Below are 12,753 nucleotides of genomic sequence, written 5' to 3'. Positions count from 1 at the left end.
GCGACATGACAAAGCCGATCAGCCGCCGCACCGTTCTCAAGACCGTTCTCCAGACCACCGCCGCCGTCTCCGCCGCCGCCCTCGGCAGCGCCAGCAGTTTCGCCACCCCGGTCTCCGCCTCGAAGCGCTTTCCCACGCGCATCCTGGTGGGCAGCGATACGGAAGACGGCATCCTGTCTTTCAGCTGGGACGTGGCTACGGGCAATCTCAAGCCCGAAGGCATCGCCGCCAAGGTCTCGCAGTCCACCTGGATCGCCACCTCGCCAGACATGCGCTTTCTCTACGTCGCCTGCGAGCTCAACGAGTTTGAGGGTAAGCCGACCGGCGCCGTCGCCAGCTACCGGAACGACAACGGCAAGCTCACCGCCATCTCACAGGTGCCCTCGGCGGGCAAAGGCACCTGCCACCTGAATATCGACAAGACCGGTCACGCGGTCATCTGCGCCAACTACGCCGGTGGCACCGCTACCAGCTTCCTCTCCACAGACGGCGCACTGACGCAGGCATGGAATGAGGTCTACCAGGGCAGCGGCCCCGTCGCCGACCGCCAGGAACAGGCCCACGCCCACTTCATCTCCTTCTCGCCCGACAACAAATTCACTTACGTCAACGACCTCGGAAGCGACAAGATCCACATCTACAGGCTCGACTCCGCAACCGCCAAACTCACCCCAGCAGGCGCCTACACCGCCAAGCCCGGCGACGGCCCGCGCACCCTGCACTTCCACCCCACGCTCAAGATCGCCTATTGCGTCAACGAGCTCAACTCCAGCGTCACCGTACTGGAACACAACCCCGCAGATGGCACCCTGAGCCCCGTCCAGAACGTCTCGCTCTCCCCGCGCGCCAAGAGCGACGACGGCAAGCCCTTCTCGAACACCGCCTGCGACGCAGTCCTCACCCGCGACGGAAAGTTCGCCTACTTCGCCAACCGCGGCGACGACTTCATCGCCAGCTTCCACATTGACGCAGACGGCAAGCTCACCGAGTTCCCGGCAGAGTCCCGCATCTGGTCCGGGGGCACCACACCGCGCAACTTTGTCCTCGACCCCACGGAACGCTGGATGCTCGTCGCCAATCAGCGCTCCAGCAACATTTCCGTCTTCGCCCGCAACACCAAGACCGGCGTTCTCTCCAGCAAAGGAAAGGACTTCCCCGCAGCTACACCGATGTGCATCGTCTTCGTATAGGTTTTCGGGGAGCAGTTGCCTTCGCGAGAGGTTTCCGCTACTCTATCCGCAAGAGGCGAACAAGTGGCGAAGATGGTTCCTCCGCTCCACCTCCTGTGGATATTTCCCATGGACACGCGCATACTATCTACGGAACCGGTTCTCCCGGCAGCACTTGCGCCCCAGAACCGATCCGTGAGGCAAGCATGGTCGTCGATCTCAAAAAATTATCCGAGGCACTTCGGCAAAGTTCGCCAGAAGATGACATGCGCCAGGATCTCGAACGCATCATCCGCGCCGAAAAACCGCAAATCGATGCGGCGTTGGCCAACGGTAAAAGCTACTGGCTCCGCGTCCCCGATGGACGCCACCTGCGCATCTCACCGCGTCAACCCGCGCTCGTGTCCGCCCTCGAACCGGCTCTCCAATCCACCCGCTGACATCAGGGGTGATCGCCCATGATTGCCCTTCTGACCACCTACTTCCTCGTCTTCTACGTCCTTATCCCTGGCATCCTCTTCCGCTTCATCACGTCCCTGTTCGTTCCCCTCAAGCTCTTTGAGCGGACGCGCACGCAGGAAGCCACGTTCGCCGTTGCCGTCGCACTCATTCCCTTTTTTCTTGCGCTGTTCTGTGTTTGGTTCCTGCCCATCACCAGGCACTATCCGTTTCCCGTCCCGGAAGGAACCCTGGCCGAGCGCCAGCAGGATTATCGCCGCGTCACCATCATCCTCACCTCTGGCGACGTCTCCAAGTACCTCAGCCAACCCGGGCCTGGCGATACAAACACCCCTGCTCCGTCCCTGATCGACAGCAACTGGAATGCCCTGAGCCATGTTCTCCATCGCCAGGCCCGCTTCCTCACCTGGTACTTTGTCGCAGTGGCGCTGGAAGCATGGGCCTTCGGCTTTTTCGCCAGCCGCTACGGCAGCTGGCAGGACGAAAAAGCCAGAGGCTGGAGAAGGATTCGCAACGCGCTCTATAAGCCCCTGGCGCGCAAGATGATCCTTCCCAACATCTCAGAGTGGCACCTGCTCCTCACCGACTTCAACTGGCCGGCGCGTAGGGAAATTTTTGTCAGTGTGGATATCCTGCAGCCCGACGGGCGGCTCTATCAGGGCAACGTGGCCGACTACTTCATTGACTCTGCAGGCAAGCTGACCGGCATCCTGCTCAAGCACGTAAGCCGTTTCGACCGCGAAAGCTACGCGATCGCGAAGAGCGATCAGCAAACGGTTCAGCCAGTGCAACCAGTCTCAACCAGCCGCTTTTGGATCAACATTCCCAGCCGCCACTTCTACGTCAGCGAGCGTTCGATCTCAAACCTCAATGTCCGTTTCGTCCCTCAGGACGAAACCCTGATCAGCCTGGCAGAAACCATTCTCGATAAGCAGAACACGGCAAGCTACAACATCGAAGTAGCGTCCAAGGACGACCCAGGCTACCCCGTGTCGCACCAGCCTGACTTGTACTCATGAAGAAAGGGCTTCTCAGGCCCCGACCAGCGCCGGATTGCCAAGAACAGACTTCTCCGGCTTTGCCGCAGCAGGCTCAGCCGAAGCGCACACCAACTCCCACGCCGAGCGATCCTTCAGCAGCCGCGACACCAGCGCGGTATGCATCGCGTGGCCCGCGCGCATGGCAAATACCTTACCCTGAATCCGCTTCCCCGCCAGCGCCAGGTCCCCGATCAGGTCCAGCACCTTGTGCCGCACATACTCATCCGGGAACCGCAGCGGCCCATTCTCCGGCCCGTCAGGCGTAAGAATGATCGCGTTTTCCGGCCCCGCCCCGCGGATCAAGCCCATATTCCGCAGCTTCACCTCATCCGCCTTGTAGCCAAATGTCCGCGCCGCGGCAATCTCCGCCCCGTACGTCTCCGTCTCCAGATCGACCGAAAACCGGTCTGACCCGATCGGCTTGGGAAACTCAATCTCGTAGGTAATCGAATAGCCGTCACCGGGATAGACGCCAATAAACTTCTCGCCCTCGCGGACCTCGACCGGCTTCAGAATCCGGATATACTCCCGCCGCCGCCGCTGCCCCTTGATCCCCACCTGCAGAAACGCCTCAACATACGGCTTCGCGCTTCCATCCAGAATCGGCAGCTCCAGATTGTCCAGCTCGACGATCACGTTGTCCACGCCCATCCCAATCAGGGCCGACAGCAGATGTTCGGTCGTCGAAATCAGCACACCCTGCCGCATCAGGCTCGTCGCATAGCTCACCTTGGCCACATTGCGCCCGGTCGCCGGAATCTCGAAGTTGTCGAGATCGGTCCGGCGGAACACAATTCCCGACCCCGCCGGTGCCGGCAACAGCCGCATCGTCACCGGAGCCCCCGAGTGCAATCCCACGCCGGAAAACTCCAGCGGCGCGTGAATCGTCTGCTCCTGGTGCGTCGGATTGAGTGCAATATTCGCCAAATAATACCTATAAAGCCGCAGATATACGGCAATCAGTAGACTAGACGCAAAATCCGCAATTGTGTGTGTGGTAAATTGGCCACACTTTGCGACCAAATCTCCCTGATTCATCAACAAGTTATTGCATTTCGAGCCAATCGTAATCCCGATATGCGAAATTAAACAACATGGACCAGTCCCCCAGTCAGTCTTCACTGCCCCTGCGCGCCCTCCTCGCCGGAGCCCGCCGTAAGCAATCCCAGCTTCTCGACCTCACCGCGCGCCTCGTCCTCGCCGAATCCCCGACCGACGACAAGGACGCCGTGGACGCATGCCAGGATCTCGCCTTCGCCCACGCGCTGGGGCTCGCCGGGCCCACCGGAGTCCGCGTCAAACGCCACCGCCAGCGCCATCACGGAGACATCCTCGAACTCCGCTTCGGCCCAAAGAAAGCTGCAAAGAAGATCCTCCTCCTCGGCCACCTCGACACCGTCTGGCCCCTCGGCACCCTCAAGACCATGCCCTGCAAGCAGAAAGCGGACGCCGTCGGCAATCTCCGTCTTTACGGCCCCGGCTCCCTCGACATGAAAGCCGGCGTAGCCATGGCCTTCACCGCCATCGAACTCCTGCTGGAATCAAATACCCTCGGAACCAAAGTCGGCAACGAAATCATCCTCCTCCTCAACAGCGAAGAAGAAATCGGCAGCCCCATCTCCCGCCCAATCACCGAACGGCTCGCCGCCGAGTGCGACGCTGTCTACGTCCTCGAACCCGCCCAGGGCCTCGCCTACAAAACCGCCCGCAAAGGCACCGGCCACTGGCGCATCACCGCACACGGGATCGCCGCACACGCCGGCGTCGACTTCACCCGAGGCCGGTCGGCCATCCTCGAACTAGCCCGCCAGATCGAAAAGGTGAGCGCCTGGACGGATCTCGCCAAAGGCATCACTGTGAACGCCGGAGTTATCAGCGGCGGGACCAAGTCCAACGTAGTCCCCGCCGAAGCCTGGGCGGAAATCGACCTCCGCATCGCGAAACGCACTCAGGGCCCCAGCTTCGAAAAACGCTTTGCCGCCCTCAAGCCCACAGCGAAATCCGGCGTCACCCTCACCGTCGAAGGCCACATCAACCGCCCACCCATGGAGCGCACTCGTGGCACAGCAAAGCTCTTCCGCCAGGCCCAGACCTTAGCCGCTCAATTGGACTGGAATCTCGAAGAAGCCAGCACCGGCGGCGCCTCAGACGGCAACTTCACCTCTGCCATCGGCATCCCCACCCTCGACGGCATGGGGGCAGTCGGCGAAGGCGCCCACGCAACCCACGAGTCCGTCGTCATCGAACACCTCGCCCCCAGAACTGCATTACTCGCCGCGATGCTCTCAAATTGAAGATACTCTCGTCTCGCACCTCAAATCCAGCTAACTTGCTGGCTCGCTAACGTGCGGAACGCACGCTAACTCGCCAATTCAGACCACCCCGCCCCAAGCCCAAAAGCGTATCATTCCTCGAGATATGCATCACCAAGGAAAGCCGAAATGACGCCAAAGAAAACCAGCCGCCGCCGCTTCCTCGCAAACTCCGCCAAAGCCGCAGCCGCCATCGCCGCCATCCCCGCTTTCCTCCAACAAGCCCTCGCCGAAGTCTCCTCGTCCGATTTGGCGAAAGACCCCCGCCGCCCCCAGTTCCATCTTCTACCCGCGAAAAACTGGATGAACGACCCCAACGGCCCCATCTACTGGAAGGGCAAATACCACATGTTCTTCCAGTACAACCCCCACGCCGCCGTCTGGGGAGACATGCACTGGTACCACTCCGTCTCGCCCGACATGATCCACTGGCGCCACCTGCCCATCGCCCTAGCCCCAACTCCCGGCGGCCCCGATGCCGACGGCTGCTTCAGCGGCACGGCAGTGGTGAACAACGGTGTCCCCACCTTCATCTACACCGGCGTCCAGACAGTCACCGGGGACAAGGTCGAGACCGAAGCGACCATCCGCGACGGCCACAACAACTTCCGCGAGACCCAGCTCTACGCCACCAGCACCGACCCCGACCTCAAAACCTGGACCAAACGGGCAACACCCGTAATCCCAACCCCACCAGCGGGTATGAAGGTCACCGGCTTCCGCGACCCCGCCCCCTGGCGCGAACCCAGCCTGGCCAACGGAGCATGGCTGCTCGCCGTAGGCTCAGGCACCAAGGAACACGGCGGCTGCGTCCTGCTCTACAAGTCCAGCGACCTGCAAACCTGGGACTATCTCCACGTAGTAGCCGGCGGAGCGAACAAGCCAGCAGGCGACGCCGTCAATCCCGTCGATTCGGGCGACATGTGGGAGTGCCCCGATCTCTTCCCTCTCGGCGGCAAACACGTCCTCATCTACTCGACGCAAGGCAAAGTCTTCTGGAAAGTCGGCAAACTCGACGCCAGCGACCTCATCTTCCACGAAGAGCAGAGCGGCCTCCTTGACCACGGCAGCTTCTACGCCCCCAAGACCCAGCTCGACGCCAAAGGCAACCGCATCCTCTGGGGCTGGATTCAGGAAACCCGCCCTGAAGCCGAATTCAGCGCCTCCGGCTGGGCTGGCTTGATGTCCGTCCCGCGCGTCCTCACCATCGGCCCCGATGGCCGCCTCCAGATCGCCCCGCTGCCTGCCCTCGACAAGCTTCGGAAAAAAGAACAGAAGCTCACACTCACCGCCGCCAAATCCGGCGAACTCAACGCCACCCAGCACCTGCAGGGCGCCTGCTGCGAACTCCTCTGCACCGTCAATCGGACAAACGAGCCTTTTTCCATCGACCTGACCGACGCCAACCGCACCGCTGCCGTCCCTCAAACCGGCGACGCGCAATCGCCAGCCGATACGCAGGTTGTGAAAGCCCCGGTAAGCTACCTCTCCATCCGCTACAGCCACGCCAACCCCAAGGAATTAGTCGTCGATCAGCAAAGACTGCAGATCGGTCTGGCAGCAGACGCGCCGCTCGAATTGCGTTTCTACATCGACGGTTCCGTAATCGAATTATTCGTAAACAACCAGGCCACACTCACCAAACGCTTCTACTACCCCGGCCCCACCGCCCCGGAAATAGCAGTCACGCTCACCGGCAAACAATCCGACATCACCCACCTGAGCCAATGGCCCATCACCCCCATCAGCAAAGACCGCCTGACCTCGTAGGCGAATCATCAAGAGTAACGCTGCCAAAGCCCTGATGATGGCTTTGGCACTTGCTTCTCTTTCCTTCATTCCCCTTGGGAATCTGCTTCTTCATTGTTTTCTTGTTGTCATTCCCGAAGGGAATCTGCCGTTGTTCTCTTCAGCCACGTGAACGCATGTGGGATGCTTTGTATCTATAGTCATTTATCGAAACCAGCCATATCTTTCATAGATCTTCGCTACAATCAAGCAACCCATGCCATTGCGTACGCTAACCCTGCCATTCGCCGTGCTCTTGCTTTCAATGGCCATCCCGGCAGTCGCACAGTCTCCTGACGCCCAGGATGCAGAAGAAGCGTACCTTCGCCAAGCCTTCGAGCAAGCCAGGATTCCCATGCCGCAACTAGGCTGGATACTCCCCTCCGGCGAACTGGTTACCGAGCTTTCCGCACCAGCGCTCGTGATTTTCTCGACTCATCCCAGCCTTGTCATCGCGCACAATCCCGTCGCAATTCCGGCAGCCCAGATCAAGGACTTCGTCAAGAGCCAGCAAGTCGACTGCGATCAAACCACCGAGGACGCGGCCGTGCCGCTGTACCGATACCTGACCGGCCTGCCACCGCAAAAGTTCGCCACACAAGTCTTGGTGCTGGCGCAAGACAACGCCAAAGCAAAGATTGAGACCTACGGCCTGCCTGCCTACATTCCCTCAGCCGTCGAACAAGCCACCATCTGGAAAGCACTGCTCGCCGACCCAGCAGGCCGCCATCGTTCCCGCTCCATCGCCATACCTGGCAGCCCGCTCTTTTACACACTCGCCGCTACCTACAATCGCAAAGGCATCATTCTTCGAAGCGGCATTTTCCTCGAAGATCACAGCGGCCATATCCTCGCCCAAGAGATACAAAATATTCAAGGCGAAAATCAATGCGATGGCTGCGCCGTACCCTCGGAACACGACGGCATCAAGGCTGCCTACGACTTGGAGAACCTGCTTACTCTTCCCGGCCTCGCCTATCCCGCCCTGCTCATCAATTCCAGCACCGCAGAGGGCCGCGCCATCGAGCTGTTCACCTTCGCGCCAAAGGCCGAACCAAGCCGCTTCCGCCTCTATGAGTACATGGTGACCTGCATCCTGGGCTCAGCAGAGGAACAAACCAAACCCTAATAGCTTGCAGCCCTGTTCCAAGTCGAAACCAGATGATGTTCGAGGTAAGAGAGATGCGGGTGCCCCACCTTCAGCACAGTTCCATCGCGCTTAAGGTGGGATACTTTGTATCTATGGTCGTCTATGGTCTTGTATAGCTTTTCTGTTCCCTATTCCCTATTCCCTGTTCCCTATTCCCTATTCCATGTTCCCTAGCTTCTCCTTAGCCTCAAGCACCCGCTGGAGCGCCTCATCCGCCGTAGCCCCAGTCGCCGACAGATGCCCCATCTTCCGCCCCACGCGGGCCTCACGCTTCTCATACAAATGCACCCGAACCCCCGGCACACTCATCGCCGCAGCAAAGTCCGGCGCACCATCAGCATCAATCCAGACCTCACCCAGCAGATTCACAATCGCCGCAGGCACCAGCACATCTGTCTCGCCCAAAGGTAAGTTACAAGCCGTCCGCACCAGCTGCTCAAACTGGCTCGTAGCGCAAGCCCGCTCACTCTGGTGATAGCTATTATGCGGCCGAGGAGCAAGCTCATTCACCAACAGCTCACCCGACCTGGTAATAAACATCTCCACACATAACAAACCCTCAAGCTCTAACTTCGTAATAATCCCGCGAGCTATCTCCTGCGCCCGCTCCTCTAACTCATCACTTATTCCCGCCGGCAACACGCTCCACGCCAGTATCTGCCGCTCATGATGATTCCGCGCCGCCGGATAACTCCTTACCTCACCCGAAGGCGACCGCGCTGCCATCACGCTGATCTCGAAGTCCAGCTCCAGCGCCATCTCCGCCACAGCAGGCCGCTTGCCCAACCCGGCCCATGCTTCGGCAACATCCTCAGCCGTAGCCGCAGCCTCAAACCCTAGCCGCCACTGCCCGCGCCCGTCGTACCCGCCGCGAGCCGTCTTCAGAAACACCCGCCCGCCCAGCTCCGGCAAAGCCTCCGCCAGCCCAGCCTCGGTCGAAACTACCCGAAACGCGCCCACCGGAAATCCCTCATCCCGCAGCCAGGTCTTCTGCAGAATCTTGTCCTGAATAATCCGGATCGGCTCCACCCCAGGCCGCAGCGGAGCCAGCGCTGCCACCGCACTCAGCGCATCCACGCCAATCTGCTCAATCTCCAGCGTCACTGCATCCGCGCCAGTAGCCAGCCGCTCTGCAGCCGTCACGTCATCCCATTTGCCAACAACAACCTCGTCGACTACAAAGCTAGCCGGGCACCCCGCCTCGGGATCCATCACCCGCACCCGGTACCCCATCGAACGCGCCGCCATCGCCGTCATCCGGCCCAGTTGCCCACCGCCCAGAATCGCCAGCAACCCACCCGGCTGCACTAACTTCAAATCGCTCACGAAGAAATCTCCTGTGCCAGAACTTCCGCCGTCCGCTCCGCCCGCCAGGCCGCCAGCTTCTCCGCCAACGCAGCATCCGTCCCCGCCAGCATCTCAACCGCAAAAATCGCAGCATTCGCCGCCCCGGCCCGCCCAATCGCAAACGTAGCCACCGGAACCCCCTTCGGCATCTGCACAATCGAAAGCAGCGAATCCATCCCCTGCAGCGCCGTCGCCGGCACGGGAACACCCAGCACCGGCACAATCGTCTTCGCCGCCAGCATCCCCGGCAAGTGCGCAGCCCCGCCAGCCCCGGCAATAATCGCCCGCAGCCCGCGCTCCTGTGCCTCAGCCCCATACGAGAACAGCAGATCCGGCGTCCGGTGCGCGCTCACCACCCGCACCTCGTGCGCCACCCCAAACTCCCGCAGAATCTCCACCGCCGCATCCATCACGGAAAGGTCGCTCTTCGACCCCATCACCACCCCGATCAGGGGCGCATCCAAACCACTCTCACTCATCCCAAAATTATAAGTCGGCACGATTCCTCAAGTCGGCTATTCCCTATTCCCTATTCCCTCGGCGTCTCAGCGCCGCCACGCCTCCACCGCCACCTCAATCAGCGCCATCACCACGCTCATCGCCGCCATCACGCCCTTAGCCCGCTGCAAATTCAACTCATGCCGCTCCACCCGCCGCTCCAGCTCCCCCAACCGCCCACCATTCCCATCCCCCACCAGCCCCGTCATATGCGTCTTCAACACGCTCAGATCGCTCAACACCTGTGCCTCAAAATCATTCATCATCCGCATCGCCACCCCACCACAAACCGGACAAATCCCGCTGACTTGCTGACTTGCTAACTGCGAAGCAGCTAACCCGCTAAACAGACAACGGCAAATTCACGAAAATCGCCGCAGAAAACTCCGGATAATTCGGCGGTTCCGAAGCGTCATACATCCGCACATAAAACCGGTCCGCATTCGTAGCCCGCGGAATATCGAAGTTCGCCACAGCCGACCGCATCACAAGGTCCGTATCCGTCCCCGCCTGAAAAGAAAAGTCCCGCCGCCGCACCTCAAACCCACCTCCAAGCGGCGGCACAGCACCCGCCTGCACCGAAACCGCCGTAGGCGAAATCGCCGTCACCACCAGCCCATTCAAATTCGCCAGGTAAGCAGGAGAAACCGCCGCCGGCAGCCACGCATCCTCAGGCACCGTCCGCGAACTCCGGATCGCCAGATCGTTCGCCCAGTCATTCGAGAAAGCAATCGAATACTCCACCACATCCGGCACAGACGCCCCGTAGCGCAGAGTCACGGACCGCACCACGACCTGGACATCCAACCCCAGCGAAGGCGCCTCAATCTCCAAAGCATCCCCCGGCCAAACATCCTCGCCAGCCACTAACCCAAGCCCAAGATTCGTGCTCTGATACGTCCCGCTCCACGCCGCGCTCACACTCGAAGCAGCCGTCACCAGAGCCGCAGCCGCATTCCGGCAGTCATAACTCGACCTCGCCTGCGGCTCCGTCACCGAACCCGTCCACACCGCGACCGCCGGCGCACCCGCCGCCGCCAGCGCTGCCTGGCTAGCGACATTCACCGCCCGCCCCACAGCCCGCCCACGCGTCCGGTACTGCACAGCAACAATCTCCCCCAGAGCCGGCGTCAGCCCGGTATAAAACTCCAGCGAGCCAGTACGCGTCAGATGACACTCCGAACCATCCGCCAAAGCCCCAATCCGCCGCGAAGCCCCCGTGACAAAATCCGCACCCGGCGCCACCGTCGTCACCCAGCCCGTCCCCAGGCTGCTCATCAATACCCCGCGCATCGTGCCAATCAGGTTCACGGCCTGCACCGCCTGCGCCGCCGGCATCAGCTGCGCCCGCACCTGCGCCAAACTCGCCGTTGCCGCCGCAGGCACCACCCAGTACTCCGTATTCACCGTCCCGTCGGACAAATGAAACACCGCCGTGTAATACAGCCCCGCCGGGTTCGCCCCAGCATTCGGCGCCAGGTTCACACTCACAAACCCATCCGACCCGATCGTCACCGTCGTCCGCCCAGCAGCCACCGCCAGATTGCTCGCAGTCGTAAACGCCGGCCAGCTCACCAGCAGCGTCCCCGACCCCGGCGCACCATTCGCCAGGTACACCGTCCCCTGCACAGTAGTCGTGGTCACACCCTGAGCCAGCCCACTCTCGCCGCAGAGCAACACAGCCAGCAGCAGACCCACCAAGCCCCAAAATCCCCCAGCGCGCAACCCAATCCTCATAGCAGAACGTCCTTCCCAAAGAAATCCAAAATCTAGCGGCCTCAACAATCCCGCTAACTTGCTAACTCGCTACGCGCGGCACGCGCGCTAACTCGCTGCACTTGCCAAAACAAATCCGGGGTCCCATCCCTCCCGCGAACGGAAAGAACAGGACCCCAAACGCACCATCTACGCCACAACTCCAGAATCAGAGCCCTCAGCAATCACTGCCCGAGCAGGAGGCATCACCACACCCTCCAGCACCTCGCCCTGCATCTTCTCCAGCGTCATCTTTAACTGCACAGCGAAGCCCACATAATCCACCTGCCTCACGTCCTCAGCCTCAGTCACCAGCATCGCCAGATCGATCAGCAGCTTCAGACTCGGCAGGTGCTTCGCCGTCTTGACGTTCTCAAACAAGGCATCGATGATCTTCTCGAAACCCTTCAGCAACACATTCAACGCAATCTTGCCCACCGCAGCCCGCACCCCGGTCGGAACATTCTCCGGAACCAACCCGCCCGCTAAGCTGTCTGGACCTTCCTGCTCGCTACCGCCCTCTTCCACTTCCTCGTCGGCCATCGCACCGCCATTCCGCGCCGGCCACTCCCGCCAACCTGTGCCGGGAACAGACCGACACAAATTTCCCCGCAAAACAAAAAATGGGAAGCAGCACCCAAAGCGCCACTCCCCAACTCCCATTCCGCGATTGTCTTAACTCTACCCAAACCCCAATAAATTCAACGCAAATCCAACCCGCTAAATAAGTACATTCATTTCAATGACATACGGAAATCCCACGCAACCCGCCGCTTGACAAAAATCAGCCTGTCTCCAAAAGAGAAGAGAAACCGCGCCTTTGCCTTTGCCTTTCTTTCTGTCATTCCCGAAGCGAATCCGCCGTTGCCTTCTGTTCCCTACTCCCTATTCCCTGTTCCCTGCTCCCTGTTCCCTGCTCTATAAAACCCCACTTTCCCACGCCCCGCCCAACCCCTGTGCAAACCGTGGACAACCCCCCCCACCTGCAAAACCCCACCCCGCCAGCCCCGCATCAACACCACGCAAAACCCCACTATCCACGCCACCAACCCACAAATCCACAGCCCAAATCCGCGCCCTTGTGCAAACCGTGCAAACCCGGATACCCAACTCACCCCCGAAAATCCACCTTTCCACTTCCCCTCAATTCCACAGCCAAGTTTTCTAAAACTCACCCCCATCGCAACCCCAACATCCATGCGGTTTCCAGATACATTTCCACTTTTCCGCCAACA

General features: G+C 60.6%; 12 protein-coding genes. 6 read left to right on the top strand and 6 right to left on the bottom strand.

Features of this window, described 5'->3' with window-relative positions; genetic code table 11:
• Positions 1-5 precede the first annotated feature (5 nt).
• From AC5S27_RS24180 to AC5S27_RS24170, 3 genes are all read left to right on the top strand, one after another.
• The gene (locus AC5S27_RS24180) at positions 6-1,190 is read left to right on the top strand and encodes a lactonase family protein (RefSeq protein ID WP_493937124.1); all 1,185 of its coding nucleotides are present in this window, start codon (positions 6-8) and stop codon (positions 1,188-1,190) included.
• 185 nt (positions 1,191-1,375) lie between these two features.
• Positions 1,376-1,609, top strand: a complete 234-nt coding sequence (locus AC5S27_RS24175; protein WP_493937123.1) for a hypothetical protein — start codon at positions 1,376-1,378, stop codon at positions 1,607-1,609.
• A gap of 18 nt (positions 1,610-1,627) precedes the next feature.
• Positions 1,628-2,647 carry a hypothetical protein gene (locus AC5S27_RS24170; RefSeq protein WP_493937122.1) on the top strand — a complete coding sequence of 340 codons (1,020 nt, stop codon included), beginning with the start codon at positions 1,628-1,630 and terminating at the stop codon, positions 2,645-2,647.
• Between the two features lie 12 nt (positions 2,648-2,659).
• On the opposite strand, the gene lpxC is transcribed toward AC5S27_RS24170, so the two are convergent.
• On the bottom strand, positions 2,660-3,595 hold the full coding sequence (gene lpxC / locus AC5S27_RS24165; protein WP_493937121.1) for a UDP-3-O-acyl-N-acetylglucosamine deacetylase: 936 nt from the start codon (positions 3,593-3,595) through the stop codon (positions 2,660-2,662).
• A gap of 167 nt (positions 3,596-3,762) precedes the next feature.
• Here lpxC and AC5S27_RS24160 point away from each other — a divergent pair, with 167 nt between their 5' ends.
• From AC5S27_RS24160 to AC5S27_RS24150, 3 genes are all read left to right on the top strand, one after another.
• The gene (locus tag AC5S27_RS24160) at positions 3,763-4,962 is read left to right on the top strand and encodes a M20 family metallopeptidase (RefSeq protein WP_493937120.1); all 1,200 of its coding nucleotides are present in this window, start codon (positions 3,763-3,765) and stop codon (positions 4,960-4,962) included.
• 147 nt (positions 4,963-5,109) lie between these two features.
• The gene (locus tag AC5S27_RS24155; protein WP_493937119.1) at positions 5,110-6,750 is read left to right on the top strand and encodes a glycoside hydrolase family 32 protein; all 1,641 of its coding nucleotides are present in this window, start codon (positions 5,110-5,112) and stop codon (positions 6,748-6,750) included.
• 235 nt (positions 6,751-6,985) lie between these two features.
• Positions 6,986-7,897 (top strand): hypothetical protein, encoded by a 912-nt coding sequence (locus AC5S27_RS24150; RefSeq protein ID WP_493937118.1) that lies wholly within the window; start codon positions 6,986-6,988, stop codon positions 7,895-7,897.
• A 177-nt stretch (positions 7,898-8,074) separates the two neighbouring features.
• Here AC5S27_RS24150 and purK read toward each other — a convergent pair whose 3' ends face one another.
• From purK to AC5S27_RS24125, 5 genes are all read right to left on the bottom strand, one after another.
• A complete protein-coding gene (gene purK, locus AC5S27_RS24145; protein WP_493937117.1) occupies positions 8,075-9,244 on the bottom strand; it encodes a 5-(carboxyamino)imidazole ribonucleotide synthase in 1,170 nt (389 codons plus the stop codon).
• A complete protein-coding gene (purE, locus tag AC5S27_RS24140) occupies positions 9,241-9,702 on the bottom strand; it encodes a 5-(carboxyamino)imidazole ribonucleotide mutase (RefSeq protein WP_493937353.1) in 462 nt (153 codons plus the stop codon). The genes purK and purE overlap by 4 nt, the downstream gene beginning before the upstream one ends.
• A 108-nt stretch (positions 9,703-9,810) precedes the next feature.
• Complete coding sequence (locus AC5S27_RS24135) at positions 9,811-10,029, bottom strand: hypothetical protein (protein WP_493937116.1); 219 nt, start codon at positions 10,027-10,029, stop codon at positions 9,811-9,813.
• A 76-nt stretch (positions 10,030-10,105) separates the two neighbouring features.
• Complete coding sequence (locus tag AC5S27_RS24130; protein WP_493937115.1) at positions 10,106-11,500, bottom strand: hypothetical protein; 1,395 nt, start codon at positions 11,498-11,500, stop codon at positions 10,106-10,108.
• A 168-nt stretch (positions 11,501-11,668) separates the two neighbouring features.
• Positions 11,669-12,061: a hypothetical protein gene (locus AC5S27_RS24125; RefSeq protein ID WP_493937114.1), complete on the bottom strand. Its 393-nt coding sequence runs from the start codon at positions 12,059-12,061 to the stop codon at positions 11,669-11,671.
• Positions 12,062-12,753 lie beyond the last annotated feature (692 nt).

The organism is Acidicapsa borealis (assembly GCF_059115245.1).
Note: the sequence above shows the minus strand (reverse complement) of the source record. Positions and strands in the feature narration are given on the sequence as shown.

Excerpts from the sequence above, each read along its gene's own strand:
- purE (WP_493937353.1), bottom strand. The coding sequence starts at position 9,702 with ATGGGGTCGAAGAGCGACCTTTCCGTGATGGATGCGGCGGTGGAGATT.
- AC5S27_RS24155 (WP_493937119.1), top strand. The coding sequence starts at position 5,110 with ATGACGCCAAAGAAAACCAGCCGCCGCCGCTTCCTCGCAAACTCCGCC.
- AC5S27_RS24170 (WP_493937122.1), top strand. The coding sequence starts at position 1,628 with ATGATTGCCCTTCTGACCACCTACTTCCTCGTCTTCTACGTCCTTATC.
- AC5S27_RS24180 (WP_493937124.1), top strand. The coding sequence starts at position 6 with ATGACAAAGCCGATCAGCCGCCGCACCGTTCTCAAGACCGTTCTCCAG.
- AC5S27_RS24175 (WP_493937123.1), top strand. The coding sequence starts at position 1,376 with ATGGTCGTCGATCTCAAAAAATTATCCGAGGCACTTCGGCAAAGTTCG.
- AC5S27_RS24150 (WP_493937118.1), top strand. The coding sequence starts at position 6,986 with ATGCCATTGCGTACGCTAACCCTGCCATTCGCCGTGCTCTTGCTTTCA.
- AC5S27_RS24160 (WP_493937120.1), top strand. The coding sequence starts at position 3,763 with ATGGACCAGTCCCCCAGTCAGTCTTCACTGCCCCTGCGCGCCCTCCTC.
- AC5S27_RS24125 (WP_493937114.1), bottom strand. The coding sequence starts at position 12,061 with ATGGCCGACGAGGAAGTGGAAGAGGGCGGTAGCGAGCAGGAAGGTCCA.
- AC5S27_RS24130 (WP_493937115.1), bottom strand. The coding sequence starts at position 11,500 with ATGAGGATTGGGTTGCGCGCTGGGGGATTTTGGGGCTTGGTGGGTCTG.
- AC5S27_RS24135 (WP_493937116.1), bottom strand. The coding sequence starts at position 10,029 with ATGATGAATGATTTTGAGGCACAGGTGTTGAGCGATCTGAGCGTGTTG.